This is a genomic window from Bacillus sp. AG4(2022), assembly GCF_031844465.1.
GTDB classification, from domain to species: domain Bacteria; phylum Bacillota; class Bacilli; order Bacillales; family Cytobacillaceae; genus Bacillus_AB; species Bacillus_AB infantis.
Map to the genome: position 1 here is coordinate 1 of NZ_JAUZVH010000017.1, position 24,309 is coordinate 24,309.

The following is a 24,309-nucleotide window of genomic DNA, read 5'->3' on the forward strand; positions in this document are numbered from 1 at the left end:
ACACTTCCATCTATACAATCCAAATAATTCTCCTAAAAACAAAAACAAAAGAGCACAGCGTGTATAAAGAGTGCTACCAACACTCCTATACCGTCCGCCTAGTCTCAGTAGGCAAACACTTGCTGTACCCTTAGATGTAGTTTAATGCATCCGGGGTTTCTTCGCAACGGTTTGCTTTCCAGGTGAATCGTTGCTTTTTTGTTTCCAAAAAGGGGACAACTGTAATGAAAAACAGTAAAAGTGTACACAAAAAGCGTATAGACGTAATCGCTAATGAAGAATCTTTCCACAACCTTTCTACATTCAAAGATATTGAAGAGCTTAACCGGACTGTCCGCAAATACAAGGAAGAGATCCAGGCGGCTGTGAAGCGCTCAGATGTTCAAGCAAGACTTACTGCTTTGCTCGAGCTTCTGAAGCGCCACAGCTGCAAGCAGATTGGCGTGAGCTATATGTGTAAAAGAACCATTGCTCAGAAGATGGAGATTGCATATAAGACTGTCCAGCGCCTGGTGAAAAAGCTCGAGGACCTGGGGATAATCCGTCAGGTGTCCATGAAGCGTAAAAAGGATATGTTACAGACGGCCAATGCAATTATCATCATTCCAGCTAAACAGGAAGTGTCCGGCAAGACACCACCGAAAAAGTCCGGGAAGTGTCCTACCATTAAGACAAAATCAATTTCTCTAAAACAAAAGATTATAAATACTAAACGTAAGGCCGCCGCTCATTTCCATCATGTGGATAAACCTGTTGATAAAGCCAATTTTGTCGCGCATTGGGTTCCTGACTCATTTGCACAACTGGCAGGATTCTTCTACTCGCAAGCTGCCACTATTCAAGAGTTCTGGAGGGTGGTTAGACAGTGCAATCGGATAATCAACTTTGAAACAGGAGCCAGGGCATTTACGGATGCCGAAGAACTGGAGATCGGCACGAAGGCCTTTAAAGATTTTGTTATGAAGGTCAAAGCAGGCAAGAGGATGATTAAAGGGGAATTTGCCTATTTCAATGGGATTGTAAACAAGCTGATGGACAAGTTATATTTCGACCCTGAGTTTTCAAATTAGATTTCTTGAAACGTCCATACTTCATGCGGCAGGGATCCACACAGTTGAACGAATTCCTTTTTCCGGGTTTCACTGTTTGTAAAGATGCAAAGTTTAACCTGAGTGCCGAAATGTTTCTTGATTTCTTCCCACATTTCAACGTACTTATTCAGCTTTTTCCGATTGTCCTGCATGGTCCGGGTGTTATCTATCTCCACCAGGCAATTGTACCAATCCTGCGTGAATACAGCGTCTGGAATAACAATCTTTTTACCTGTGACAGTCAAGCCCTTAATTTCAATTCCAAAGTTAAGTCGAGGCTTCTGCTCAATCTGAATGGAGTACTCCCTTTTCCAATCCTTTGGGCAGCCGTAATGGATAAATGCTTGATTGGCCAGCAGCATGTGATCGAGCACTATCGATTTTTTGATTTCTTTATCAGAATCAATAAACTGACGGCCATCCTTGTTTAAATACACAATTTTGTGATTGGACCTAACCACATTCAAATATGGCTCAAGTTGACTAATGACTCTGCAGGTGTGCCGGTATGATCCCAGCTTGAGGATATGGTGAAGCTGCTTCACGCTCACTATCCCCAGATTGTCTATAACAGTTAAAATGCTTTCAATTCGGTCAGTGTTCATGTCAGTCTCCTTTCCAGTGACGTTGTCATTGAGTCTCTTTGTCACTGACATAGTCCTTTGTTGATATAACGCTTTTTATAGTTCACTTTTTATGTCAGTCGTATTGCAACTAAGAATACTTATCGTATTCTCCCTTCACCTCGTTTCTCTCGGTAAAGGCTGCAGCTGATTGTCGAACATTTTGAACATCATTTTGTCATCAATGTATGGGACTTGAACAACCCTTTTCTTTTCCACTAGGTAAATGGCGCGGCCCGGGATAGACGGTAATGATTCAGCACCGACTTCATCCAACAGGACCCTGCTGGCCACCTGCGAAGCGCAGATGAAGGATAGCCGGGCAACGATGTTCATTTTGACCTGCATAGGCACAGCTTCCTTTGTCGGGTATTGAGTTGCATATATCAGCCGGTATCCGAGACCGCCCCCTATCCGGGCAATTTCGCTTAATGCTGCCTGGCAAAACTCCGCGTACTTCTTAGCCTCTTTGGTCTTAACAATGGCTGGGGAAAGCTCAGCTCCTTCATCCACAAAGATAAAGGTTCTTTTCTTGATTGGAGTCTCAATGATATTGCTGTATCCACTTTCCCGGAACATGACCTCTCTTTCTTTTAGACCTTCAGTGATTTGGTTCAATAATTGCGCCGACTCGTATACATCTTTGCCTACATCTATAACCTGTGGAAGAGCTCTAAACTTATCGAATTCAAGACCGGCTTTCAGGTCCAAAATATATACTTCCACATCATCCGGATTGTTCAGGATTAGTGTGTTCAGCACTTCCTTCATGAAGACTGTTTTGCCGAACCTGGTCACTCCTCCATTAAGCAAGTGACAATACTTTTCAAAGTCGTGGTAAAGGATGCCGGTGTGATTTTTGCCGATTGGGACCTCCCATGTTCCTGGGCGAATTAATGTTTCATCAAAATTCCACTTCTCCGGCAGGTTGCCATTGTATACATTCATCTTTAGCAGGCCTCCTTCAAACTCACATTCCACTTCTTTATTTAAACCATCCCTTAATGCCGGCAGCAACGTTTCAAAGGCTTCTGAGGGCAACCCCAAGGGCAATGAGTAAAGATAGGATGTATACTCCTCCTGCGGATATTTCCGAATCAATTTCGGGTACTGCTTATTTTTAGTGCTCACCTGGCCATTCACAACTTCCTCTTTCGTGAATCCAACCCTTCGATTTTCAAATATCTTTTCGATTTTCTTTTCATCCTTCATCTTAGGTTTGGGGATGGCAGCCGCACCGGCAATCAGCAATGGAGGAATAAGCCACTCAATCATTGTCATGCACTCCCTTCCAGCCGACCACTATATCGCCGCCTCCGCCGCGAAACTTGCAAATATAACTAGAATCATCAAACCAAGGTGTAGAGACTGAGTATAGATCATAAGAAGGATGTTTTTCCTGGAAGGACTCTAAGAAACTATCCCATCCGTCCTCTTTTACCTGCTGCTTTGCTTTCTCATATTCCATAATGAAATCTAATCCCACAATAATCACTCCTTTAAAAGAATAGGTTTTGCAGGTGCTGAAGAAGGTACAGAATCCCTCCAAATTTAGTGGCTTCCAATACAATCTTGATAGCTGAATCATTAATTTTGACTCCATACGAGCTTAAAATAGTGACTAAAGTTAAGCTGCCGCCGGCCACTCCGATGCTGACCATTCCGAATGTAACTGGGTCCATAATGACCATCTCCTCTGTCAGTGTCTAGTTCAGTGTATGGGCGAGTGACTTTGAACTTGCCTGTCTATCCAAATATATTTGTGCATAAATGACAAACTGAAACGTGAAAGGTATGTGGATGAGTATTGTAGAATATAATTGTGGGTGATGAAAAAGTGAAATTAAAATGTAAAATAGGTGAATTAGTTGATCAATCGCCATATAAACGAGAGTACATTCGTCAGCAATTCAACAAATCAAGAAATACAATTTCGAATTGGTGTACAGGAAAAGCTTATCCGAGTGCGGTAGAATTGTTTAAGTTGGCAAAGTTATTAGGCGTAAAGGTGGATGATCTATACGAGGAGGACAAAGATTCTTATGAATAGAAAGCTATTTATGGTTTTGTGCGCTTTCAGTATTTTGGTTGGCTGCTCAAAAGAAGAACGGGAAGCATATAAACAACATGAAGAAGAAGTGAAAAGATTAGAAAGTAGCCCGGAAGCTGCGGAAGAGGACTTTATAAAGGTTTCGAACGAAATTATAAATGAAGTTGTTTCTAAATTTATTGATGCGAAAACAGAAATCGAAACGGAACTTACAGAAACAAACGGTTCGAATGAGGTTGTTGACTTGATCGCATTGTTATACGTTTCAATCCAACATAACAATTTTATTATCAGTGAAAATTACCTTAATGAGTCTCAAAAAGAACAATATAAACTTTCGCGTGAAAAACTAGATGCAGCTTTAGATTTAACAGATGAAACTTACGATAAGATTATTGAGTATACAGACGATAGAGATCCCGAGAAAGGAAAGGCAGCAATAATTCTAATTGATTCTGTTCAACGTCAGATGCTAGATGCAGAGAAACAGTTAGAAGAAGATACGAGAAAAGGTGAATGAATTCGAAAAAAGCCCCTCTCAAACGAGAAGGGCTTTTGTTATATATAATAAAATCTAAAGTCAAAGCTAATGATGAAGTTGCCTATTGCCCCCTCTACCTCGAAGCTATTGAGACCTTTGGCTATGGATAACAGTTTTTTGTTTGTATCTTTGAAAACTGACACTCCATTTTTGAGCGAGCGTATGCCATCCAGGGTCAATACATCATTAGGACTGCTGGAACCGTTATATTGCCACTCCTCGTTTGTGGTCCTGTTTAAGATTTTAAGATTTTCGCTTTCTCCTTTAAATTCAATCTTTAAAGGAACAATCACGGGATCCACTTCCACGTCACCTGCATTGAATATATTAAAACTATTCGTCGAGTGCACATACTGGAGATCCTCCATCGGTAGTCCTTGACCAATTTGCCAGTATTCCGAATCAAGGGTAAACGGGTTAAGTGTTGATCCGGCGCTTTCTCCATAAGGATAATCCGATATCAAATCAACCACGAACGTACCAACCGTCCTGCTAAGCCTTTCGATACTGTAACTCGCAGCTGTTCTTACTTCCCATCTGATTTTAGAATTCCCCTTATCCCTAATATGAAAGGTTCGCTTAGAATCAAAGAGCCTAAAAACCTCGCTCCTCAACCAGTTAAAGTTAACACTGTCTCTTGATTCAATGTAAAATTGCGCACGCATCGACCTGGCTGAATAAGTAGTACCTAAATGGATTTGCCCATCCCTTCCTTGAATCTCTTCAGTTTCAATGCGCGGCGAGGGCGAATTCATCTCTAACTTGAGAGGGAATATGCCAATTTCTTTCAACTCCAATGGATATCCCTCAACTGTTTCAATCATAAATGTCATGGTTTCAACCCCTGCGTAATCATTCCTTGCGTGTATCTCCATCCCATTTCAGATTCAATTAAATCGAAATCTACCTTCCCTATTTCTACACCGTCCAGTATGATCGGAGCCGGATTAATGACGAAAGAAGATGCGGCTGCAGGAGAATTTGACAAAGGCCCTGTTCTCGCCCCAGTTAAATCCAACAGTTCTCTTCCCCGTTCTCCGACATATGCCATGCCGGGAGATAGTGCGACTCCTCCCTTAGCCATTGCGGGGATGTTCCATTTTCGCAGTATAGCTTCTGTATCTGCGTTTGGGATGACCTTTGCGCCCTTGGGAAGATCTAAAAGGCTTGGACCATTTACTAATGCCAATCCAGGACGATTGGGAAAGTAGGTTAACTCCCGGCCAGCCTCCCCGACCATTGCAAGTCCACCCGGAGCATCCTTAGTTCCTGTTGCGAAGCCGTTAAGTTTCCCTAGAAAACTAACAGCGACACTAACTGTTTTCGGTATAAGGTCCCAAATGGAGTTTTCCCTTTTCAATTTGGTGTTTACAGTTTTATTTGCCGATTTCTCTGCGTCCTGTTGGATTCTCTTGTTGCCGCCATTGTCGTCAACTTTTATGTTCTTATTGGCACCTTTCTCAGCTTCTCGTTGAACTTTGGCAGTGCCACCGTTATCATCTATTTTTACATTTTTTACGGTATCTTTTGTTAAGATTTCGTTAACCTTTTGTCCTTTTTCAATTTGAGTTTGGATTTCTCCAGTTACCTTTTTCTGCTCTCCTTGAATGTCCTCTACTCTGCCGTGGCTATCTCTAAGCCTTTCAATTTGTGAATTAATTTTCTGGTTTTGCTCCTGATATTCTGCAGTCGTTAGAGCGCCGGTTTTGTAGTTAGTATCCAAAGCACTTTTTTCACCCTGAAGCTTTTTGATTTTTTCATCGATCAAATTCAAGGCTTCCGAAGACTTGCCATTTATGCCCACCATCTTTAATTCTTGTTGAACTAATTGGTCATATACTTTGGATCCTTCTGCAACCTGACTGTACAGATTATTAAGACGTTCTTGCTCTATAGTGAACCCTTCATAAAGACGCTTGATTTCACTATCAAGATTAGTAGCTTTTTCGCTGTAGGCTGACTGTTCACGTTTGAAATGCTCTGCCCTGGCTGTGTCGCCATCCGCCTCAGCTTTATTTATTTCTATTTGCAAATCAGCCGCTTTTCTTCGGTAGCCTTCCTGTTCTAACATTTTCTCGTTATGTCTTTCAATGGATGTGTTTAACTTTTCTTGTGTATCCAGCACTTCCTCAGCTGCGGTTTTAAGGTTCTCGTATGCTTGATCCTTCTCTATCTGCAACTGATTTGTAATAAATTCCCGCTGTTTACCGATTATCGGATCCAAGCTAGAGGAAAGGTCAATGAAAGCATTGCCATACTCACTCACCTTTTGAACAGTATCCGGAGCATTCTCCCGAATATCTTCATCAAGACCAACGAACTTTTCTAATTCCTCAACTGTCAGACCTGACTTCTCCTGTAGATCAGCCATGGCACTTTTATAGGTTTCAATAGCCTTGGGATCCGTTGTCATTTTTATTTTGTCTTGGAGATCAAGATAACGCCCGAATTCATTGTTGCTTAGCGTCATTTTCCCTCTAAGTTCCTCGTATTGAGCCACACTATCTTCAAGTGCTAATTGATCTTCGATTAACGCATTTGTGTGTTCTAAATTCACTTCCTTGGCATCGCCAAACGCTTTTGAAAGGCCAACGACTGCACCTGTTGCCAGACCTAGACCAGCTACTGTGAGGCCTACGGGTCCTGCCAGTGCCGTCAGCCCACCTGCAAGCCCGGCAGTGCCTAAAGAAGCAATTAATGGCGATAGCCCCATTGCCAAGATCCCCACGCCGGAGGCTAATGATCCAACTAAGCCTATAGCCGGGCCGGCGGCCAAAGCGACTGCTCCTATTGCCAGTGCTGTGTTCTGCCCCTCTGGTGACATATCCGCAAAGGCGTCAGTGACATCCTCAACCGTGTCAGCCACCTTAGGCAGGATTTCTTCTCCAATATCTAGGAGCTTTTCGCCCACAGGTTCCAAATCAGAGATGAATTCGCGCCACACCTTAGTAGCCCGGTCACCGAAGTTGTCCTGGATGGCATCGGCAGCCCTTTTGGTAGTTCCTTCAAGACCATCGATGGAATCTTCGGCATCTGCCATAGCAAAGATAATCTTCTCCCGCAGATCCTCGTATTGTGTCCCAAATAATGCGACAGAGAGAGCGTTTCGCTCAGTAGCATCGTCAACCTCCATCAGCTTTTTAACAATATCCTGAAAGGCCTTGTTTCCTTCCTTCCCGCCCTTGTTTATCTTGGCAACGTACTCTTCAGCATTAAGACCCATGGCTTTGTATGCATCAATGGTTGCCTTGGAAAGGTCGCCCATTCGCAAGTGACTTTCCTTAATACTATCGCCCAATTTATCGAGGGACCAGCTGCCCGCATCAAAGCCCTTTTTCAAGGTGCTGAGCATCTTTTCGCTTGTATAGCCCATCTCGCTGAATTGAGGGCTGTACTCACGAATAGTATCAAGAAATTCACCGGTATAATCGAGGCCATTCTGAAAGCCCCAAGTAATGATATCAAAAGCTTTATCAGAATCATCTCCGAAATCCTTCATCAGCTGTCCGGCAGCCCTGGTAGATTCATTTAGATCCGCATCAAAGGCATTGGCCAGAAAGTATGCAGCTTCCCCAGCTCTTCTGAGCTCATCATCCGTTATGTCTTTGAGGTTTTTGCTGATAGTGGTGATTCCGTCTCCTACATCTTGGATGTTTTCTCCCCAGTTTTTCTCCCACACTTCCCGAGCAATATCTCCAAGCTCTTCGGCACGATCCGCAGTCACACCTAACCGTGCTTCAATCCTGCCGGCGGATGAATCAAAATCGTTGGCAATCTTTCCTGCTGCTAAGCCAAAGCCTGCTAATGGAAGAGTAACTGTGGACATGAGGTTCTGCCCGATGCCGCGTAGCTTGGCGCCCTGTTCATCCAGCCTCCGACCGGTATCGCCCACTCTGGTGGATAAGTTTGACCATACATTCGTCTGTTCGCGAATTTCTGCCGTCGTGCTGTTCAACTGGGCCTCTGTTTCCCTCATTGCTTGCGTGGCCCTGTTTAATCTAATTTCAATTTCCTGTGTTTCCTGGGCATCTCGCCCTTTTTCCCGGGCAGATTCTTCATGAAGGCGCGTTAGTTCTTGCACCCTCTGCTGATGGAGAGACAGAGACCTGGACAAGTTTTCTTCTCTTTGCCGGAGATCATCCGTGGATTCCCCGAAATTCTCTATTCCTGCAGTGGCAGCGTCAAATTGACTTTCCATCACCCTCATCTGACGGGTGATAGAATCGACACTGTTATTGACCTCTTCTTCGAATTCTTTGAAGCCATGATTTTGTATCTGAGCATTGACATTCCGCAGCTGATTTTCTGTACTGCTCATTGCAGCGACAGCCCTATTATAGGCTGTCGCTAAGCGAAGGGTTTCATCGGAGTTTTCTCCGGTGGCCGCCTTGCTCTGTTCGTACTGCCGGCGCAGCTCCTCCACCTTTGTCCTGTGCGTGGACATCGTCCGGGATAATACATCCGATCTGGCACGTAAAGTGTCGAGGCTGTTATCAAATCGGGCCGCCCCGGTTGATATTGCACGAAATTCACTGTTTAAGGCTGTTATCCGCCTATTGACATTTTGAAGACCCTGAGTAAAGTCTATCGAATCCAAACCCAGGGTAATTCGCAATGCTCCAACTTCAGCCATTAATCCTCACCTCTCTACAACCAAGGAACCTGGTCGGCATATTCAATGACTTCCTTCTTTTCCTCTTCAGGGGCATAGAGATCAAATAAGAAAAAGATATCCGATTCGTCAATTTCTTTAATAGACATGCCCTCAGACTTCCTTAAATATCTGTAAAATTCTTTGTTGATTTTGTGCATGTCCTCGTAGCTTACTTTTTTTCGTTTCCCTCGGAATCGCTTGATTTTGAAGGAATAAATAGACCCTGAACTGTGCTCATGATCCGGTCGTAAGGTGTGCCGCCTAAAAATTCATCCAGGGTGAATTGATTATTGAATGCCAGGACAACTACTCCCGCAAATTTATCGAATTCCTCCAGATTAAGACTTTGCATATCTGCCGTTTCCGTTTGAAACTGAATGTATTTTCTCCATACCAAGCCGCTGACAAATGGTACTGTAAATGTCTTTTCTTTGCCGTCAATTAATAAAGTAATAGTTTTCAATTGAATTCCTCCTTAAAGTGAAAAAGAGACGGAAAATCCGCCTCTTGAATAATTAAACTTCCGGTGTAGGCTCGTATACTTTTGTAAACCAGCTTGCGGCAATAGGGCTTGCTTCAGACCCCGTGTGTTCAAAATGAGACCTCCACTTCCCATCTTCTCGAGCCATGAATTTCCCACTGATAGATGGTGTCTGAAATTCCACGCTGCCCCCTTTTGTATTGTGGGTTGTAGAAGGCGGCTGGAACTTACCTTTGTAATAGGCATAATATTTAAATCCGCCGCTCTCGAAAGGCAAACGGAATAACAAGGCACCATATGGAGCCACATCGTCTATAGAATCTTCAATGACCCCATCTGCATTTTTGCTAGCACCCATCAGAAGCGAATAGTCCTCTGGTGATAAATCTGTAGTGTTAATTTGAATATCGATATCCCCTAAAGCATTGGCAACAGCGACCGCCCGATCATCACCATACAATGTCGTAATCGTATAGTTAGGCGTTACGGTGGCTGAGATGGCAGAGCTTAATTTTTTCGGCGTTTCATATGTGCCATCCTCTGTAAATTTGGCAAAGTGAAGGTCACGCAATCCGACTGTGTAGTTTTCCACTTATTTTCCTCCTCTTATTCCGTAAAGTTGAACCTGAGCACCTTATGGTAAATCTCGGTGTCATTTTCGTACAGTTCAGTTTCAAATATTCTTCTAAAACCGATATTAAGCAATGCAGCTTTTACAGATTGATAAATCTGTGTATAGTCCTCTTTGCTCCATATATCCACTTGGATTGAATGAGAGGTCTTTTGTTCGGCGTCGTCAGCGTAAAGGGCTCCATTCTGGTTATATTCAAAGAATGTAACATAGGTAGATGCGCTGCCTTTGTATTTTTGAAAGGCAACCGGTGCCCCTATATCTTTAAGAGCAGAAAGAATCAATTTATTTAGAATCATAGGTTCAATTCTCTCTTTATCACATCGGACATTGCCTCCTGGGCTTCCTCTTTGCTATTTTCATACGCTGGACCCATGAAAGGTTTGGCTGCAGCCTTGCTGGTTCCAAACTCCAAGAAGTGCCCGTAATAGGCTGGTCCCTGTTGATCAGGTCCAATAGCAATCAGATCATCTTTAACATCGGAGGCGACGATATTTGCTTTTAGGTTTCCTGTGCGAACAGGCGCCTTCTCCTCTATCGCCCTCTTCATTACCTGGGCCCCGGCTTTCAATGACCTCTCTTTTGTTTGGTTATTCACTGACCGGCCCATAGCCGCTATTTGGTTCATCAGTTGTCCCATTCCTTCTAAATGCGCTGGCATCATAACACCTCGCCTTCACCGTAAGATTGACATATGAGCTCTGTCAGCTCGCCTTTATCAAAAGTCCTGACAATCTCATAGGTTCGATTGTCAAAATTCAAGTGTTCTTCAGAACCATAGTCAATGGATCGGATCTCGAACATTAGCTCAAGGGAGTAACCACTTTGAGCAGCTGCATAGAACTCGCTGCTTCGAATGCTTTTCTTATTCACAAAAACGGTCTGACGTTTCGCCACGACCGTTTCCGGAAATCCATTTTCATTCGTGCCCTCCTCAAGAGTGAGGAGCTCCACAATCTCACTCCACCTGGCCAATGTAATCACCTGCCAAACTTAAATGGAGTTTGAGAGAATCATAAGAGGCCATTAGCCGGTCCGCATCCGGGTTATCAAAACCAAAATTGGCTTTTGCGAATGTTTTAATGGCTCTTTTAATTAAAGGATCATCGCCACTATTAGCTTTGTCAGCAGAAATGCCCGACAACATTAAATCGTGCCGGGCCTCCTCAATTAGATCAATAATTTCCTCATCAAATGCGTTGTTTGTGACACGGAGCGCTGTTTTCACTTCAGCGAGCATGCTTACTCACCTTCTTTGTGCAGTTCTCCTTCGGCGGCGGCCGCTTCATCCTTACCTTGAACCTTTTCGCCATTAGATAACTCATACCAGCCGCCTCCAGTATGTTTAGGAAACTTAATTTTGACCTCTTCCGCTTCCAAATACCCGCTATCAACTAAAAAGGCGACCCGGTCAGCATCGGAATGCTCATATAGGTCGCCTTTTCTATATAGTTTCTTTGAATTCTTGTCTCTAAAAAGTTTTGCCACCCTATTAGCCATCTTCAACTACCTCCTTGTATTTTTTATTATACTTCTGGTGTTTGAACGCCTAAAATGACGAATGCCTTATTATCCCTTGGTCCACCATCAACGATTGCATAACCCATGTAATCTGTCTTACGCGCTCTAACATGCTCCTCACGGTACATAGTGATGTCTTCGTTAATGTTAGCAACATAACCGGCTGACAGGTTCCCGATAAGGATCTCACCTTCTGGAATAGCTGCATCAGGCTTAACAATACGACCAAAGATGCGGCCGACTCCGCCAGCAGTTACATCCGGAATGAAATAAGGGCGATCATTTCCATCCCTTAGGTTCGCGAGAGTGTTCCAGATAGTCGTAGAGCTCGCGTAAATGGTTGAACCATTCGCATAGGATGAATGCAGTTTCCCCATCGCTGACGTCAGATCGGTATAAACTGGGGAATCCGTGTACCCAATGTATTGAGGAGTGTCAGTCTCGTCCATAAGAGCTGTTTTGATTCCAAGTGGTTCAGCTTTGAAAGTATCGCCCACTCCTGGCTTTCCTCTTCCTTCGTAGACGGCTTTACCTAAAGCAGAACCCATTCGAAGACCAATCTCTTCTTGAATGTAAGATTCGAATTCTGAAACAGCCATTTTCCTAAGCTTCCAAGTGACCTCGATTGCCTTCGCAAGCTCGCAGCCGGTCAGGTTCAATTCACCAAATCCAAGCTGATCAGTTTCAACGACTTCATCTTCATCGTACCAACGACCATCTGCGGAATTGCCGTTAGACCTTTTCATGGAAAGCTCGCCTTTAACCCGGAGCTTGCGCACATCAGTCCACAAAGAAGACTCTTCCTCAGCCCTTCTCCAGATACCATCGGCAACTGTTTTCGGAATGAGGACCTGAGTGTTTTCGGTTGAGTGGGTGAAATCGCGGTACTCATCATTTACTCGATCCATGAAGGAGCGCTCTTCTTCGTTGAGCTTCAGTCCCATCATGTCTTTTGCCCAAGCAGAACGATACTCGGTTGTTTCAATGGCAGCATCCCATTTTAGGTCGCGAAGCTCTGGCTTATTTTCACGGCCAGCTGGTGGCTTATCAAGGGTCCTGTGCTCGACTTGACCGAGTTGAATGCCTTCAGCCAGCTTACGCTTTTCAATGATTTTTTGTTCTTCGTCCTGCAGATCACGGAGCTCTTTTTCAATTTCTTTTACATCTACCTCTTGATCACTTTGAAGTAAAGTACGAATCTCCTGTTTTCGTTCTAAGATCTCTTGTAATCGGTTCATTCAATTTTCCCCCTATAGGTAAGTTTCTAAGATTAGTTGTTTCCGTAGTTCATTGTTTTTCACTTGATTTTTTTCATCCAGATACACCTTGTATGGATCGTCGCTTCTGGCACTCACCTGGCTGTCTGGATAAGCCGGGAAGCTCACTGGGCTAATTTCAAACAGATCTGCTTGAGATATGGTCCGAATAATGTTGTCTGGATCTGATTCATCCCACTCTTGTTTTCGCATGCTAAAACCAAAGGAAACGCCGTCAATATCACCGCGCTTGATTGTTTCGTATGCATCATTTCCAAGAGTGGTATTGGGAAGATCCAGTTCAAAGCGTAGCCCAACATCATCTTCGTATAATCGGAGTGTGCCATTTTTGGTACGCCCTAAAACCCTTGAGGTATCATGCGACCATAGAGCTCGCTGATCCTCCTTATTTAGCGATTCAGTGAATGCTCCTTTTTTGAACTGCTCGCGGAACCTGGTCCAGTATCCCATTTTATGAGATTTCATTTCCCATTTGACGGCATATCCTGTTAACGTGCGCTGCCCGTCTTCCGTCTCTCGAATTTCTACAGTAGAGTGATCCAGTTCACGCTTCTCCGTCTTCGGAGTTTGCTTCTCCTTCGTCATCGTCCTCACCTCCTTCCGATTGTTTCTCTTCGCCTAATTGGTAATCATCTGCTTTGTCAGCATTGACCACGTTCAAGGTCTGTATATACTCGTCACCTCCCTCAATAGGCGAGAGATTGAATATTTCCCTAGCTTCATTCTTCGAAAGGATGCCGAGAGTCATCGTTTCTTTAATGAGCTGAACCTTGGTTTTGATTGAAGCGTATTGTAGCCTATTTGCTTCGAAAATGATTTCATTGCCATGCCCCTGGGCCCGGTCTGTAAAAAGTTTCGAGGTAAATTCAAGGCTCATTTGCAGAGCTATGGGCTCCAGTACATTTTCGTAAAAGGCATCCCACTCAACCTCGTTATAGTTACTCATGATGATTTTCTTGTTTACGTTGAAGTACTTATGAACCTTTTCTTCAATGGTGCCCATTTGCTTATCGTCCACCATTTTAGGATCGCTCTTTAATTCTTGATATTCTGCCTTGGCATCCAAGGCGGCAATACCGCCATTATTGGAAACATCCATATAGTCCTGGACGAATGCATCCCGCTGCTTCTTGATATCCTCCGGTTTTAACATAGCCTGGGTGAATTTTAGCAGGCCCCGGAGAAAAGCTGAGGATTTAACTGCATTGGCAATTCCCTCGTCGGTTGTATGAATTAAATCGAGTGTCGGCAGCAAGGCCTTTGCGTTAGATTCTCCGAACATATCATTCCGGTTATAGAACTTTCTCAGATGAATAAAGTCTGAATAAGGTGCCGTGAACTTCTTTCCATTTGGGAATTGAAACTTCACAAATAAAGTGTCCTGGGCCTCCACAAGCTCCACACTCGCCATATCAACTGGATAAAACCCTGAGACTTGTCTGCTAATGAGATCCCACTTGATATAGATAAAAGCATTGTTAAACAATTCTCTTTGAGTGACCACCTTATAAATAAAATCATAGGCACTCATGAACTCGTTCGGCCTCACTGACAGCAACCTTTCCAGCTGACCGGACACATGTGTGACATCCTTGTTTAATCTGCGAATATGCTTAGGCTTCAGTTTGGCAGCATTGGAAGCAATGACATGGATAGCACTTCTCACGACATCCGAAGTGTACGGATCCTCTCCAAAGTGAGTGAAAACTGGGGTGAATCCGTTCATAAATTTAAACTGGGTTTCATTGGGCAGCCGCTTCGGTTCCTCGCCGAATATCTTGCCGAATATACTTCTTATTTGCATTGATTCACCTCCTTTAAGGCATTAAAAAAACACCATTCCGGTGTTTAGATCAGACCTGAATATTCACTGTAATGATTCTGCAGGACAACATAAGCGATAATTAAGCTGACTGCTCCATCAATTCGCATCTTTTGGCTGAGCCCCTTAACCGGCCTAATGTTTTCATTCTCATCTGTTTTGATAGATGTGTTTGACAAACACCATCTAAGGACGGGATTTTTATTGTAATTAATTTTCTTTGCCTTAATGGCCGCCTCTAATAGCTTCATAGGCTGAGACATCGTCTTCGCTCCCTGGCGAACCTCTTCCATCTCAAAACCATGGTCTATCATTTCTTTGGTCCAGTATTGAGAATTCCAGCTATCGTAACCGGTCCACAGTGGACGGATATCGTAATCATTGACTAAATCACTGTACCATTTAGTGACCTGTGAATAATCGACCTTGTGCCCCGGCGTAGCGACTACGTGTCCGTTTTCAATCCATTTATCATAAGGAATTTTATCCTCCTGGATTTTCTTTTCGATAAGCTCTTCCGGAATGAAATACTTCTGCAGAACATAAAGCATATCATCCCCTGGCTTTTCAAGGATGATCGTTGCACAAGTCAAATCAGTGGTGCTACTCAAGTCAGTGCCGGCCACCGCATAGCAGCCTCGCAGGTCTTCCATGTCAAAAGTGTGTTCATTTACAATGTCCTCAAATGACAGCCATGATTCCGTGGAAGTCTCCCGGATGTTGAAATCCTTTGTAAGAAGGTTTTTGACAAGAAGCGAATTGGCCTTTGCCTTATTCACCTTTGTCACCAGATTATCCACTTTCTTGATCGTTCCCAACCCCGGATTTGCCTTCTTCCATGCTTCAGGATCCGTCCATTCATCGCGCTTGTCCAGCTCGTAAATAACCGGCAGGAATCGCTCATCCTTATAGCCTTCCGGATCGTCCAAACCTTTCAGCAGCATTTCGGCTTCATCATATTTCATATCGTACACGGATTCCCGGACAGTGCCGGCCGTCGAGATCATGAGGATGAGAGGCTGCTCACGGGCCGATGTGCCGTCCACGATAACATCGTAAAGGTTTTTATCCTTCCAGGCGTGAATTTCATCCAGAGAGGCGCCATGGACGTTTAAACCGTCAAGCGTGTCACTATCGCTGCCGACCGGCATGAAGCTGCTGTCATTAAAATCCGCCATTATTTCCTTCACAAGGGTTTTCATACGCTTAGAAAGCACTGGTGACTTCCTGACCATCCTTTTCGACTCAAGCCATACAATCTTAGCCTGCTTCTCTTTCGTGGCCACAGCGTAGATTTCTGCGCCTCCCTCGCCGTCCGCCACTTGGAGATATAAACAGATGCCGGATGATAGCGTGGACTTCCCATTCTTCCTGGCCACCACCAGAAAGACTTCACGGTGCTTTCGGGTTCCGTCAATCTTATGGACAAATCCGAAAGTGGCAGCAAGGAAAGCTTTTTGCCAAAGCTCGAGATCGATTGGCTTGCCGGCCCATTTTCCTTTTGAGTGTTTGCAAAAATTCTCAATAAACTCGATTGCATGATTCGCACGCTTTGCGCTGTATTCAAACTCTGAGTCTTTATCGAATACATCAGCTGCCAGCTTTTTATATATTCGCCTGACCTTCTGGCTTACAACCTCTTCCCCAGACTCAATCTTCTCCCAATAGTCGAGGATTGGGTTATAAGTTAACGGGTACTGCTTCCGCAGCTTCACTTATTCATCACGAATTCATCAAACCCATCGCTCTCGTCTTCCACACTCAGGCCCTCTTTAGGGAGAAGACTGAACAGCTTTTCATATGCTGAGGTGTACCTGTTGATCATGGCATTATAGGACTTCTGCGCCGGGTTCTCCACCACCATCCTCTGGGAACCATTGACGAATGTGTAAGTGGGCCCTTTTGTTTTAATGGTGTCCTCCAGGATCTGCAGCGTAACTGTCATGAAAGCCACCCTTTCAATAAGGCGCTGCGCCACCTGCTTCTTATCTTCCTGCAAGTATTGGAAAATGTGATTATACCTTTCTATCTCTTTCGCAATCAGCTCATCCTGCTTCTTTTTGCTCAATTTGGCCATAAATTAGGTACCCCCCCTCATATGAAAATGGCCTGTGTGTTAAAAAAAGCTCCCCCCTCCGGTCCCCAAGCTTTTTGAAAAAAACTCAGACCTGGGGGGGATTTGAAAAATTTTAATGAATATTTTTTTCTGGAATCTCAAATCCTATTCCGGCTCCATCAACGAATATTGGAGTCTCGTTGATAATGTAATCCGGATTCTTATCGGCTTTCACTTCAAACACAGCCACCACTTCAGAAGCATTCAAGAAGATCCCGTCATTCACATGCTGCACTGTGTCGCTTTCATCATTGAAGAAGACCAGCGTGCCTGACTTCTGTATCTTCTTTCCACTTCGGAAAATAATATCGTATGTTTTCATTGTCCTTCATCCCTTCTTGATAAGGTTACCTTCACTATCGAATGCCAGACCCTCAGCTGTTATTCCATCACTATGGTGTTCGCGGTTATGGCAGTCTTGGCATAGCAGCTCAAGGTTGTCATGGTTCAGTGTAATCATTGGATTGTCGATAGTGTCAGGAGTAATGTACCTTTTATGGTGAACGATCTTCCCTGGCTCAGCACAGCGTTCGCACAGCCCATACTTTGATTTGAAGTAGGCATTCCTGCACTTACGCCAGGCTGCTGATTTGTAGAACTTCTTGGCCCATGGTTTCATATCTCTTCCTCGTCTTTTTCTTCAAGTCTTTTGATTTCCGCAGCCACTTCCTCTTTAGCCAGAACCCCTTTAGAATCCAGAACATTAACGACTGCGATTACAGGATTTAGAAAAGTTGCAACTATCTTTTTCATACGATCACCTTCTTTCTGCAAAATAAAAAGCACTCGATTATACGAATGCTTTATCAGTCTTTATATGCTGATCTCAATGCTGCGATACAGAAGCATGTCCAAAATATAAACCAGCTAGTCAGGTATGGATGTGCATAAACTATCTCCATTTGCACTCTCCTTTATTGTAAATGATTTAATGAATTCTGCCTTGCAAATCTCATTTGCAACTATATTTCTTTATATTTTTCTTTAAAGCTTTTCTTTAGAGTTTGGACATATATGAAGGAAAAAGTTTTACAGTACTCTAATTAAGCACTCTGCAGTACTCTAATTAAGCACTCTGCAGTACTCTAATTAAGCACCCCTTGCAATAGTGCTTAATTAAGCACTCCCCCTTAAAGTTTATGTGAAAGCGCCTTGAGGGCGCTGGCTTTTAAACACTTTCTAACCGACTGATATGGACTTCACCAGCAACATGATTAGGGTAATTAACTTTAATAAAATTCTCTGCTCTTGTTTTAATAGAGGGATTTAACCCTGTTTTAATGTAATCGGCTGTGGGATACTCGGTTGTTTTTGATATTACATACGGACTTACATTTAGAATCTTACTGATGTCATTCGATGTAAGAAAAGGAAAGTGTTTATAGATATACTTCATCTGGCCCACTTCTTCTTTTGACATATGAGTCATTTCAGTGAATCTTTTAGATTGCCTTTTATTATTAACGACAGAACCACTAACAATATAGTCATTATTCATCAGGTGCACCTTTATTAATGTTTTGCCACGACGGTAAATTTTTTTCACAAGTGATGGAGATATTCGGCATTCTTCTGCTATTTCATCTATGCCTTTCTCGTGAAATAAATAATCTATATTCACCTTTTTGCTCAGCTCGCCCTCTTCAAATAACGCCTCAACCACCAACCGGTATATATCGATTTCACTTATTGTATCTCCTGTTGGATCAGCAATTAAATTTTCAAGAATTGGACTAGTTTCTGCGTCTCCTCCGACAGGCGCATTCATACTTTTAACATTTTGGGTTTGTCTTATCTTAGCTGCTTGAAGAAAAATTTCTGTCTTTATCCTCGGAAAAGCAAGTGCAGACAAATCATTATCCCTTTTGGTTTCATATACCTTAATTGCCTGGGCTAATCCAAAATAAGCCCAAGCTCTTACCTCTTCTAAATCACCATTCGCCAAGTGCTTGTACCTATGCGCAAAGTAGTGAACGATTCTTTGGTGCTTAATCACCAACTCGTTCTTCGTATCGTCAGATAAAGGCATATACTCAATATCACTTTTTGTCACTGCCAATCATCCTTGCCTCTTATTGAACTCTTTGAATTTTTCTATCACTTTATTTTTCCTGTGATCATTTAGATATTCTCCAGATGACAAGACCGGTTTCGTAGCAGCTTCATTTAGCGACCATCCGCGTCTAAGCCTCGCATTAAAAGTATTAGGACGTATGCCATTCTGCTCCGCAATGTCCATCCAATGTTTGTTTTTGCTAACCCTACTGTCATTCAATGGGCGACGAGATGCCTCTTCCATTCCCCAACCACGCTTAATACGCGATTTAAAATTATCTTCACTTATACCGTTTCGGTTGGCCATCTGAAGAAATGACAAATACTCATCCGTTTTAACCATCCTTTTCATAACTGGTACAGTGATTGCTTCATCAACAGTCCATCCCAACTTATAAACCCTTTCATAAACTGTGCCCTTCGGAATTTCATTAAGAGCCGCTTGTTCTATGTGCAGCTTAGTTACTGTAAACAGGTTATTAGGATCTGTAAAAGTCTTATGTTGGATAATCTGGTCAATTTCTTTCCTGGCAATGGTTGCTCTTTTAGTTACTTCTTCTTGATTTAGGACCGGTGTCGTAGCAGCTTCTTCAGCGGACCAAAAATGTTTATTAACCCTTGCCAAATATGTTGGATAAGGAATCCCGTTTGTTTTGGCTATTCGAATCCATTTTTGGTCAGTTCTCCGTGCTTGTTTTTTTGGGAGTACTGATGCAGCTTTTTCAGGTGACCATCCCCTTTGAATCCTTTGTTGATAACGTTTGATGTTAATTCCATTCGATAAAGCTTTTGCTTCCCATCCTTTTCTTTTTTTCTTACGTGTGGGTTTCTTAGGAGTATTGATAGCCTTATCTAAATCCCAGCCGCGTTCCTTTATTCTCCTTTGTAATGTTCTCCTATCAATTCCGTTAAGGAGTGCAACTGCATAATGCTCTTCAGTCAGAATGGGATTTCCTTTCATTTTGCACCCTCCTGTAAATAAAAAAAGCAACCAAATTCGGTTACTTTTGATTTTGTATTCTCTGGACAGCACCATAGGGTAAAACTAGGGTCATCGCACATTCTATTACTAGACGGCTCTCCTAGGGTACAACAGCAGCAGAAGACACATTGATTGGGATCCGTTTGTTACAAACTGAGAAGGGAATAACTCCCTCTCAAACCCCTATGGTGCTGCACAGAAAATATAAAAACCGGATCTTCAAACCCTTCGCTCGATCCGGCATTTGGCAATATGTCGTGGCATACCGCCAGCGTTTTAAATGTAAAGTTCGACCACAACGCGCTTTACGGGTTTTTTCTCCTCTAATTTGCTTCCTTACACTTACCCCTGTAAGGAACAGTGGCACGAAGGCCTAAAGGTAAGTGAGCATTTCGAGAATATACACGGGCAAGGATTTGCACCTTGCATTTTTTCTTACGCGTCTACCTATTTCGCCACCGTGCGATGTCTGTCTTTCAAATTTGCTTATGATATAAATTTATCAGGTATTTCACCAAGCAACTTAAACTAAAGTTAAATAATTTTTAAATTATTTTTAATAAAATTTTCAAGGCAATACATTAAAATCCATAAAAAGAGCACTCACATTTAGGGCGATTAACCTGTGAGTGCTTTATAAAGAAATACGTCCTCTTTAATCGCCACCTGTCTTGGTCACGACTATATTCAGGTTCAGCGCCAGGCGATAAAATGCTTTCCACCTAATTTTCGCATATTTCACATGGCTGATTGGTGGCTGGAATTTAAAGTTATAGACGTTATAATCCGTGATGTACTCACTGTCGTCACTCATATACCTTTCCTCAATCAGGAAGCGCTCCATCTTAGGGAGATACCGGACCGCCCTTTCCATCCTTTCACAGAAAGCTTTCCTGTATTTTTGCTGATCGGCATTATAAATGGCGATGTTTCCTGTTTGATCGCTCGTTTCGTTGGTTGGTCCGTGGAACCGGACTTCTGAGCTGGCTGTTATGGATGCTTCTTTCTCTTCAAATGCTAAGTATTTATAAAGCCTGTACTTTTCAAGCTCGGCCTCTATGGCTGTTTGTGTGGCTTTTCTGTCTAATTCCGGGAGTGTAAAAGATTGGTTTTGCATTTAGGTCCCTCCCAAATGTAGAATATAGTTGAGCTTGCCGGGAGAAATCCTGGTCTTTTTTTGTGCTATTTTATCGAAATGTTCATCAGATAAATGTATAAAAAATATTTTCAAGGTGAAAATATCCCTATCCAATTAAGGAGGGAATTTAAATATGAATAACAAAAGTAATTCTTTGTTTAGTATTGCGTTTTTTGGAGGCCTTCTAACAACAATATATACAGCAATACTTGCAACACAACTTATGGCCACTAAACACAAAGTTGATTACCTTTATTTCAGAGATAAATTTGGTGGTAATCAAAAGTAATTATTTTTTGGACGATGTTATTTTATCGTCCTCTTTCTTTGTTCCCAATATTTTAGAGTGAACAATTTGTGTCAAATGAATACCATCTTATGAAGTTGGGCATATTACTCACACGAGCATGGTGTAACCTCCACCATAGAAGCCGTTACCATCAGATCATTGCTCGTTTCGCCAGCAGGATTTTATTCCACATGCGCCTTTCTTACATCTCCTGCTGGCACCATCAATTACACGATTGCATAAAATAACTGTACATCCCTCTTCTAAAAATATATCAGGATCAGGCGCATGTTGTGCGCCTGTTTCTTATTCCAACGAATCCTCATCACTTTCAAACGGATCCTCATTCTCCGGGGCATCTTCCTCAGTCACCTCGTCCAGTGACATCTGATCAGGGCTCACCTGAGCAATTCCGTCCTTATCCACATTGTAAGCTACACCCTCATGCTGATCTTCATTGAATTCTTCAATGCTCATTTGGCTTGGAGTCAGCAATAGGGTGACACCGCGGCCGGCAAAAGTATAGAGAAGTATCATCTTTTCCTCGCTGTCGCCTTTGACATTAAACTTCAGCGTGGTCTTTTTGGAATCCCTCTGGATGGACTTGAATTCCGCATTCAGTTTGCCTGCCTTGCTGTTTTCTACTTCCAGGACGACGATGGATCCGGCCATTTGCACAAGTGACTGAGAGTGCGGCAGCTCGTCCCCTTGTACATGAAACTCCAGGACCTCTTTTTTATCATCCTTCTGGATTTTTTTGAACAGAACATTCAGTTTTGTATTCGACATGTTAATTTCCCCTTTATAATTGGCTTATTCTCGAATTTTAAAGCTCAATAGACTAATAGGTCCCGAGATGAAAAACGGTTTGAGTTTTAACGGTCATTTAAGTGAATTTCTAGCTAAGGACATCCTTTCGGCTGCAGCCTTTTTCTGTTCTTCGGTCATTTCGCGTTTAGCCGGTTCTTTTCGCATGCTGACCATCTTTTCGGAGAGAGTGCCCCTAACTGCTATCGGTCTGCCATCTTCTGATTCAGGAATGGTTAGTTCGCACAGATCCCCAAGCTTCCTTATGTGCTTTTGAACAGTAGAGTAAACCGTCCATTTGCCAGTGCTATAATCAAAATTCAGATTGGTTTCCTGCTCATCTTTTGAGTAGCCCATTAGGTTGCCTCCAGGAGTTCAGGATTTTCGTAAATGTTGCCGATTATTTCAACCCGGTCATATTCTAATAATGACGATTCCTTTTGATGATCCCAAATGATTATGGGTCCAGATTCATCCTCCAAGTCAGGGTTTAAAACCTTAACATAAAAACCAATACACTCACTAGCGGAATATTCCCCGCCGCTTCCATCTTGTTTGTATTCTCCAAAGTTCACAACACCCCTGAATTCCTCGAAAGACATATAGCTTACATCCACAATGTCACCTTCGAATATTTCAACGCCTTTCGCATCTTTTAGGCCGGTGTATTGGTTAATAACAACATCGTAATTTGTGATATCAACTAAAGGTGGATTACCTAAATCACCACCGAACACTAAACCATTTTGTGTTATATAAACGTCTCCGTCAGTTATGAAACGATTATTTGCAGAGTTCCAGGCACGAAACTTAATTTCCCTCATTCCGCTCTCCTTTCCGGATCGAATGTCATTAGATACCCTATCCCGTTATGATGCTTCCTCAGTTCACTGGCTACCTTCCAGCCGCGATCTTCATGACTTAGAACCAATTTATTGAGCTTCTCCTCTGTAAGAGCGTGGACAACCTTCCGCAGCTGCCGCATCACCTGGCCTTCTTCTTCCGTTTTTTCTTCGGTTTTGCCTTAGGATTAAGGATCGTATCAATCACTTCAAGCTGATGCCTTAACGCCAATATCGCCCCTATTTCTTTGTTTAGGAATAATGACATTGAAATTTGAGCCATCACATATGCATCGAGGACGTTATCGCTGGAGTGTTGAAATCCCCACTGCTGAGCTATAGGCTGGACCATGTCCTCTTTTGGCGAATTCCCTTTGCCCGTCGCAAACTTTTTAACGCCTCCCGGGGCTACTTCCGTGTAAGAGTGCCCCCGGCGCATAAGGGCCATCCGGATTCCCCATCCTATGCCGCCAAGCTGTATGGCCTGCTGAGAGGCATATCCGAAGCCTTCAATGACAATCTGATCGCCTGGACGTATATGATCCATAATGTCATCAATCATGGTGATCATCCTCATAGGATCTTCAGAGCCGATACCTGTCAGCTCCTTCGCCCGTAACACTTCCCCCTGCTCGTCCAATGCTACAAATCCGGTTTTAGTACTTGGGTCAATTCCGACAAAACGCATTCAATTCAATCCTTCCTGCTCCAAGGAATCAAGTGAGAAATCCTCAGATAATGGTATCTATAGTCATAAAGCGTGCTGGACATCGGCTTGTAAAAAGCTGTTGTTTCTTTCTTAATCATCCGGTGGTGTTCTTCGCATAAATTAACAAGTGCCCAGGTCTGCTCCGCCTTGGCGTGGCAGCCTGGATATCTGCATTTGTGAGCCAGCATTTTTCTTCTTCCTTTCCTGCAGCTCTTTGGCAGCTGCATAACGATCCTTCATCCGAGCCTTTTCATCTTTTGCTAGTTCATAGAGTTGCTGATTGGTAGCTTGTGATAGGTTCATATCAGCACCGTCCTCTTTTTTCGAAATGTGCATTATTTTTTAATTACAGGTAAAGGAATTTTGCATCTCTCGCATGAGTGAAATAAAAATCCTGAATGCTCTGTGAAATAAAAATCCTGAATGCTCTGTGACATAAAACTTTTTAATCTTTCTTTTATGACCAACCACAAAGCAGTAGCAGTGTAAGAACAGTTCTTTCATCATTTCACTCCATCCCAATTGGGTTAAAACCTCATTTGTCCTTCAGGACTCCATTCCTAACAAAAATGTTCCTCAAGGCCCTATCCGTCCGGGCCCGATCAACTTCTTTGTAACGGCGGGCAATCGCTCTGCCTAATCGACGTTTCTGCTTTTTCTTATTGGCCATCAAGCTCACC

At 43.0% G+C, this 24,309-nt stretch carries 35 protein-coding genes; 4 read left to right on the forward strand and 31 right to left on the reverse strand.

Annotated elements, in window-relative coordinates; genetic code table 11:
* Window positions 1-224: 224 nt before the first annotated feature.
* Window positions 225-1,070: a helix-turn-helix domain-containing protein gene (locus Q9R36_RS25425; RefSeq protein ID WP_311226105.1), complete on the forward strand. Its 846-nt coding sequence runs from the start codon at window positions 225-227 to the stop codon at window positions 1,068-1,070.
* On the opposite strand, the gene Q9R36_RS25430 is transcribed toward Q9R36_RS25425, so the two are convergent.
* The 4 genes from Q9R36_RS25430 to Q9R36_RS25445 form a co-directional block, all read right to left on the reverse strand.
* Window positions 1,067-1,696 (reverse strand): replication-relaxation family protein, encoded by a 630-nt coding sequence (locus Q9R36_RS25430; protein WP_311226106.1) that lies wholly within the window; start codon window positions 1,694-1,696, stop codon window positions 1,067-1,069. The genes Q9R36_RS25425 and Q9R36_RS25430 overlap by 4 nt on opposite strands.
* Before the next feature lie 135 nt (window positions 1,697-1,831).
* Window positions 1,832-2,989: an FtsK/SpoIIIE domain-containing protein gene (locus Q9R36_RS25435; RefSeq protein WP_311226107.1), complete on the reverse strand. Its 1,158-nt coding sequence runs from the start codon at window positions 2,987-2,989 to the stop codon at window positions 1,832-1,834.
* Entirely contained in the window at window positions 2,982-3,200 is a 219-nt protein-coding gene (locus tag Q9R36_RS25440; RefSeq protein ID WP_311226108.1) for a hypothetical protein, read from the reverse strand. The genes Q9R36_RS25435 and Q9R36_RS25440 overlap by 8 nt, the downstream gene beginning before the upstream one ends.
* Window positions 3,201-3,213: 13 nt before the next feature.
* Window positions 3,214-3,396, reverse strand: a complete 183-nt coding sequence (locus Q9R36_RS25445; protein ID WP_311226109.1) for a hypothetical protein — start codon at window positions 3,394-3,396, stop codon at window positions 3,214-3,216.
* A gap of 155 nt (window positions 3,397-3,551) precedes the next feature.
* Between Q9R36_RS25445 and Q9R36_RS25450 the strand changes: the two genes are divergently transcribed.
* Together Q9R36_RS25450 and Q9R36_RS25455 are read left to right on the forward strand one after the other, a co-directional pair.
* Window positions 3,552-3,764: a helix-turn-helix transcriptional regulator gene (locus tag Q9R36_RS25450; protein WP_311226160.1), complete on the forward strand. Its 213-nt coding sequence runs from the start codon at window positions 3,552-3,554 to the stop codon at window positions 3,762-3,764.
* The gene (locus Q9R36_RS25455; RefSeq protein ID WP_311226110.1) at window positions 3,757-4,284 is read left to right on the forward strand and encodes a hypothetical protein; all 528 of its coding nucleotides are present in this window, start codon (window positions 3,757-3,759) and stop codon (window positions 4,282-4,284) included. Before Q9R36_RS25450 ends, Q9R36_RS25455 begins: the two co-directional genes overlap by 8 nt.
* A 38-nt stretch (window positions 4,285-4,322) precedes the next feature.
* Here the strand turns inward: Q9R36_RS25455 and Q9R36_RS25460 are convergent, their stop codons facing one another.
* The 20 genes from Q9R36_RS25460 to Q9R36_RS25555 all read right to left on the reverse strand — a co-directional run bounded on the left by Q9R36_RS25460 (window position 4,323) and on the right by Q9R36_RS25555 (window position 20,961).
* A complete protein-coding gene (locus Q9R36_RS25460; RefSeq protein WP_311226111.1) occupies window positions 4,323-5,138 on the reverse strand; it encodes a phage tail family protein in 816 nt (271 codons plus the stop codon).
* Window positions 5,135-8,938 carry a phage tail tape measure protein gene (locus Q9R36_RS25465; RefSeq protein ID WP_311226112.1) on the reverse strand — a complete coding sequence of 1,268 codons (3,804 nt, stop codon included), beginning with the start codon at window positions 8,936-8,938 and terminating at the stop codon, window positions 5,135-5,137. The genes Q9R36_RS25460 and Q9R36_RS25465 overlap by 4 nt, the downstream gene beginning before the upstream one ends.
* A gap of 190 nt (window positions 8,939-9,128) precedes the next feature.
* The gene (gene gpG / locus Q9R36_RS25470) at window positions 9,129-9,422 is read right to left on the reverse strand and encodes a phage tail assembly chaperone G (protein ID WP_311226113.1); all 294 of its coding nucleotides are present in this window, start codon (window positions 9,420-9,422) and stop codon (window positions 9,129-9,131) included.
* A 52-nt stretch (window positions 9,423-9,474) separates the two neighbouring features.
* On the reverse strand, window positions 9,475-10,032 hold the full coding sequence (locus Q9R36_RS25475) for a major tail protein (RefSeq protein ID WP_311226114.1): 558 nt from the start codon (window positions 10,030-10,032) through the stop codon (window positions 9,475-9,477).
* 14 nt (window positions 10,033-10,046) lie between these two features.
* Complete coding sequence (locus Q9R36_RS25480) at window positions 10,047-10,370, reverse strand: hypothetical protein (protein ID WP_311226115.1); 324 nt, start codon at window positions 10,368-10,370, stop codon at window positions 10,047-10,049.
* Window positions 10,367-10,735: an HK97-gp10 family putative phage morphogenesis protein gene (locus tag Q9R36_RS25485; RefSeq protein WP_311226116.1), complete on the reverse strand. Its 369-nt coding sequence runs from the start codon at window positions 10,733-10,735 to the stop codon at window positions 10,367-10,369. The genes Q9R36_RS25480 and Q9R36_RS25485 overlap by 4 nt, the downstream gene beginning before the upstream one ends.
* Window positions 10,732-11,046: a phage head closure protein gene (locus tag Q9R36_RS25490; RefSeq protein ID WP_311226117.1), complete on the reverse strand. Its 315-nt coding sequence runs from the start codon at window positions 11,044-11,046 to the stop codon at window positions 10,732-10,734. The genes Q9R36_RS25485 and Q9R36_RS25490 overlap by 4 nt, the downstream gene beginning before the upstream one ends.
* Complete coding sequence (locus Q9R36_RS25495) at window positions 11,030-11,311, reverse strand: head-tail connector protein (RefSeq protein WP_311226118.1); 282 nt, start codon at window positions 11,309-11,311, stop codon at window positions 11,030-11,032. Before Q9R36_RS25495 ends, Q9R36_RS25490 begins: the two co-directional genes overlap by 17 nt.
* A gap of 2 nt (window positions 11,312-11,313) precedes the next feature.
* Window positions 11,314-11,571, reverse strand: coding sequence for a hypothetical protein (locus Q9R36_RS25500; protein ID WP_311226119.1), 258 nt, complete (start codon window positions 11,569-11,571; stop codon window positions 11,314-11,316).
* A 26-nt stretch (window positions 11,572-11,597) separates the two neighbouring features.
* Window positions 11,598-12,830, reverse strand: coding sequence for a phage major capsid protein (locus tag Q9R36_RS25505; protein ID WP_311226120.1), 1,233 nt, complete (start codon window positions 12,828-12,830; stop codon window positions 11,598-11,600).
* Window positions 12,831-12,842: 12 nt separating this feature from the next.
* Window positions 12,843-13,454: an HK97 family phage prohead protease gene (locus Q9R36_RS25510; protein ID WP_311226121.1), complete on the reverse strand. Its 612-nt coding sequence runs from the start codon at window positions 13,452-13,454 to the stop codon at window positions 12,843-12,845.
* On the reverse strand, window positions 13,414-14,673 hold the full coding sequence (locus Q9R36_RS25515; RefSeq protein ID WP_311226122.1) for a phage portal protein: 1,260 nt from the start codon (window positions 14,671-14,673) through the stop codon (window positions 13,414-13,416). The genes Q9R36_RS25510 and Q9R36_RS25515 overlap by 41 nt, the downstream gene beginning before the upstream one ends.
* A gap of 44 nt (window positions 14,674-14,717) precedes the next feature.
* Window positions 14,718-16,400 carry a terminase large subunit gene (locus Q9R36_RS25520; RefSeq protein ID WP_311226161.1) on the reverse strand — a complete coding sequence of 561 codons (1,683 nt, stop codon included), beginning with the start codon at window positions 16,398-16,400 and terminating at the stop codon, window positions 14,718-14,720.
* 2 nt (window positions 16,401-16,402) lie between these two features.
* Window positions 16,403-16,768 (reverse strand): hypothetical protein, encoded by a 366-nt coding sequence (locus Q9R36_RS25525; protein ID WP_311226123.1) that lies wholly within the window; start codon window positions 16,766-16,768, stop codon window positions 16,403-16,405.
* A gap of 112 nt (window positions 16,769-16,880) precedes the next feature.
* A complete protein-coding gene (locus Q9R36_RS25530) occupies window positions 16,881-17,129 on the reverse strand; it encodes a hypothetical protein (RefSeq protein ID WP_311226124.1) in 249 nt (82 codons plus the stop codon).
* A gap of 6 nt (window positions 17,130-17,135) precedes the next feature.
* Entirely contained in the window at window positions 17,136-17,426 is a 291-nt protein-coding gene (locus Q9R36_RS25535) for an HNH endonuclease (protein WP_311226125.1), read from the reverse strand.
* Window positions 17,423-17,560 carry a hypothetical protein gene (locus tag Q9R36_RS25540; RefSeq protein WP_311226126.1) on the reverse strand — a complete coding sequence of 46 codons (138 nt, stop codon included), beginning with the start codon at window positions 17,558-17,560 and terminating at the stop codon, window positions 17,423-17,425. The genes Q9R36_RS25535 and Q9R36_RS25540 overlap by 4 nt, the downstream gene beginning before the upstream one ends.
* A gap of 415 nt (window positions 17,561-17,975) precedes the next feature.
* Window positions 17,976-18,866, reverse strand: coding sequence for a hypothetical protein (locus Q9R36_RS25545; RefSeq protein WP_311226127.1), 891 nt, complete (start codon window positions 18,864-18,866; stop codon window positions 17,976-17,978).
* On the reverse strand, window positions 18,867-19,823 hold the full coding sequence (locus Q9R36_RS25550; RefSeq protein WP_311226128.1) for a hypothetical protein: 957 nt from the start codon (window positions 19,821-19,823) through the stop codon (window positions 18,867-18,869).
* A 676-nt stretch (window positions 19,824-20,499) separates the two neighbouring features.
* Complete coding sequence (locus tag Q9R36_RS25555) at window positions 20,500-20,961, reverse strand: ArpU family phage packaging/lysis transcriptional regulator (RefSeq protein ID WP_311226129.1); 462 nt, start codon at window positions 20,959-20,961, stop codon at window positions 20,500-20,502.
* Between the two features lie 154 nt (window positions 20,962-21,115).
* On the opposite strand from Q9R36_RS25555, the gene Q9R36_RS25560 reads away from it, so the two are divergent.
* Window positions 21,116-21,271, forward strand: coding sequence for a hypothetical protein (locus Q9R36_RS25560; RefSeq protein WP_311226130.1), 156 nt, complete (start codon window positions 21,116-21,118; stop codon window positions 21,269-21,271).
* Window positions 21,272-21,577: 306 nt separating this feature from the next.
* Here the strand turns inward: Q9R36_RS25560 and Q9R36_RS25565 are convergent, their stop codons facing one another.
* The 7 genes from Q9R36_RS25565 to Q9R36_RS25595 form a co-directional block, all read right to left on the reverse strand.
* Window positions 21,578-22,060, reverse strand: a complete 483-nt coding sequence (locus Q9R36_RS25565; RefSeq protein WP_311226131.1) for a hypothetical protein — start codon at window positions 22,058-22,060, stop codon at window positions 21,578-21,580.
* A 93-nt stretch (window positions 22,061-22,153) separates the two neighbouring features.
* A complete protein-coding gene (locus Q9R36_RS25570) occupies window positions 22,154-22,435 on the reverse strand; it encodes a hypothetical protein (protein ID WP_311226132.1) in 282 nt (93 codons plus the stop codon).
* Window positions 22,435-22,902 (reverse strand): YopX family protein, encoded by a 468-nt coding sequence (locus tag Q9R36_RS25575; RefSeq protein ID WP_311226133.1) that lies wholly within the window; start codon window positions 22,900-22,902, stop codon window positions 22,435-22,437. Before Q9R36_RS25575 ends, Q9R36_RS25570 begins: the two co-directional genes overlap by 1 nt.
* A complete protein-coding gene (locus Q9R36_RS25580; RefSeq protein ID WP_311226134.1) occupies window positions 22,899-23,063 on the reverse strand; it encodes a hypothetical protein in 165 nt (54 codons plus the stop codon). Before Q9R36_RS25580 ends, Q9R36_RS25575 begins: the two co-directional genes overlap by 4 nt.
* The gene (locus tag Q9R36_RS25585; RefSeq protein ID WP_311226135.1) at window positions 23,063-23,608 is read right to left on the reverse strand and encodes a crossover junction endodeoxyribonuclease RuvC; all 546 of its coding nucleotides are present in this window, start codon (window positions 23,606-23,608) and stop codon (window positions 23,063-23,065) included. Before Q9R36_RS25585 ends, Q9R36_RS25580 begins: the two co-directional genes overlap by 1 nt.
* A gap of 5 nt (window positions 23,609-23,613) precedes the next feature.
* Entirely contained in the window at window positions 23,614-23,817 is a 204-nt protein-coding gene (locus Q9R36_RS25590; RefSeq protein WP_311226136.1) for a hypothetical protein, read from the reverse strand.
* 347 nt (window positions 23,818-24,164) lie between these two features.
* Window positions 24,165-24,299 (reverse strand): DUF3983 domain-containing protein, encoded by a 135-nt coding sequence (locus tag Q9R36_RS25595; protein WP_311226137.1) that lies wholly within the window; start codon window positions 24,297-24,299, stop codon window positions 24,165-24,167.
* Window positions 24,300-24,309: the final 10 nt, after the last annotated feature.

Bases quoted from the DNA above. Each gene is read 5' to 3' on its own strand.
- Q9R36_RS25425 (WP_311226105.1), top strand. From the start codon at position 225: ATGAAAAACAGTAAAAGTGTACACAAAAAGCGTATAGACGTAATCGCT.
- Q9R36_RS25430 (WP_311226106.1), bottom strand. From the start codon at position 1,696: ATGAACACTGACCGAATTGAAAGCATTTTAACTGTTATAGACAATCTG.
- Q9R36_RS25435 (WP_311226107.1), bottom strand. From the start codon at position 2,989: ATGATTGAGTGGCTTATTCCTCCATTGCTGATTGCCGGTGCGGCTGCC.
- Q9R36_RS25445 (WP_311226109.1), bottom strand. From the start codon at position 3,396: ATGGACCCAGTTACATTCGGAATGGTCAGCATCGGAGTGGCCGGCGGC.
- Q9R36_RS25455 (WP_311226110.1), top strand. From the start codon at position 3,757: ATGAATAGAAAGCTATTTATGGTTTTGTGCGCTTTCAGTATTTTGGTT.
- Q9R36_RS25460 (WP_311226111.1), bottom strand. From the start codon at position 5,138: ATGACATTTATGATTGAAACAGTTGAGGGATATCCATTGGAGTTGAAA.
- Q9R36_RS25465 (WP_311226112.1), bottom strand. From the start codon at position 8,938: ATGGCTGAAGTTGGAGCATTGCGAATTACCCTGGGTTTGGATTCGATA.
- Q9R36_RS25480 (WP_311226115.1), bottom strand. From the start codon at position 10,370: ATGATTCTAAATAAATTGATTCTTTCTGCTCTTAAAGATATAGGGGCA.
- Q9R36_RS25485 (WP_311226116.1), bottom strand. From the start codon at position 10,735: ATGATGCCAGCGCATTTAGAAGGAATGGGACAACTGATGAACCAAATA.
- Q9R36_RS25495 (WP_311226118.1), bottom strand. From the start codon at position 11,311: ATGCTCGCTGAAGTGAAAACAGCGCTCCGTGTCACAAACAACGCATTT.
- Q9R36_RS25500 (WP_311226119.1), bottom strand. From the start codon at position 11,571: ATGGCTAATAGGGTGGCAAAACTTTTTAGAGACAAGAATTCAAAGAAA.
- Q9R36_RS25505 (WP_311226120.1), bottom strand. From the start codon at position 12,830: ATGAACCGATTACAAGAGATCTTAGAACGAAAACAGGAGATTCGTACT.
- Q9R36_RS25510 (WP_311226121.1), bottom strand. From the start codon at position 13,454: ATGACGAAGGAGAAGCAAACTCCGAAGACGGAGAAGCGTGAACTGGAT.
- Q9R36_RS25515 (WP_311226122.1), bottom strand. From the start codon at position 14,673: ATGCAAATAAGAAGTATATTCGGCAAGATATTCGGCGAGGAACCGAAG.
- Q9R36_RS25525 (WP_311226123.1), bottom strand. From the start codon at position 16,768: ATGGCCAAATTGAGCAAAAAGAAGCAGGATGAGCTGATTGCGAAAGAG.
- Q9R36_RS25530 (WP_311226124.1), bottom strand. From the start codon at position 17,129: ATGAAAACATACGATATTATTTTCCGAAGTGGAAAGAAGATACAGAAG.
- Q9R36_RS25535 (WP_311226125.1), bottom strand. From the start codon at position 17,426: ATGAAACCATGGGCCAAGAAGTTCTACAAATCAGCAGCCTGGCGTAAG.
- Q9R36_RS25540 (WP_311226126.1), bottom strand. From the start codon at position 17,560: ATGAAAAAGATAGTTGCAACTTTTCTAAATCCTGTAATCGCAGTCGTT.
- Q9R36_RS25550 (WP_311226128.1), bottom strand. From the start codon at position 19,823: ATGAAAGGAAATCCCATTCTGACTGAAGAGCATTATGCAGTTGCACTC.
- Q9R36_RS25555 (WP_311226129.1), bottom strand. From the start codon at position 20,961: ATGCAAAACCAATCTTTTACACTCCCGGAATTAGACAGAAAAGCCACA.
- Q9R36_RS25560 (WP_311226130.1), top strand. From the start codon at position 21,116: ATGAATAACAAAAGTAATTCTTTGTTTAGTATTGCGTTTTTTGGAGGC.
- Q9R36_RS25565 (WP_311226131.1), bottom strand. From the start codon at position 22,060: ATGTCGAATACAAAACTGAATGTTCTGTTCAAAAAAATCCAGAAGGAT.
- Q9R36_RS25570 (WP_311226132.1), bottom strand. From the start codon at position 22,435: ATGGGCTACTCAAAAGATGAGCAGGAAACCAATCTGAATTTTGATTAT.
- Q9R36_RS25575 (WP_311226133.1), bottom strand. From the start codon at position 22,902: ATGAGGGAAATTAAGTTTCGTGCCTGGAACTCTGCAAATAATCGTTTC.
- Q9R36_RS25580 (WP_311226134.1), bottom strand. From the start codon at position 23,063: ATGCGGCAGCTGCGGAAGGTTGTCCACGCTCTTACAGAGGAGAAGCTC.
- Q9R36_RS25585 (WP_311226135.1), bottom strand. From the start codon at position 23,608: ATGCGTTTTGTCGGAATTGACCCAAGTACTAAAACCGGATTTGTAGCA.
- Q9R36_RS25590 (WP_311226136.1), bottom strand. From the start codon at position 23,817: ATGCTGGCTCACAAATGCAGATATCCAGGCTGCCACGCCAAGGCGGAG.
- Q9R36_RS25595 (WP_311226137.1), bottom strand. From the start codon at position 24,299: ATGGCCAATAAGAAAAAGCAGAAACGTCGATTAGGCAGAGCGATTGCC.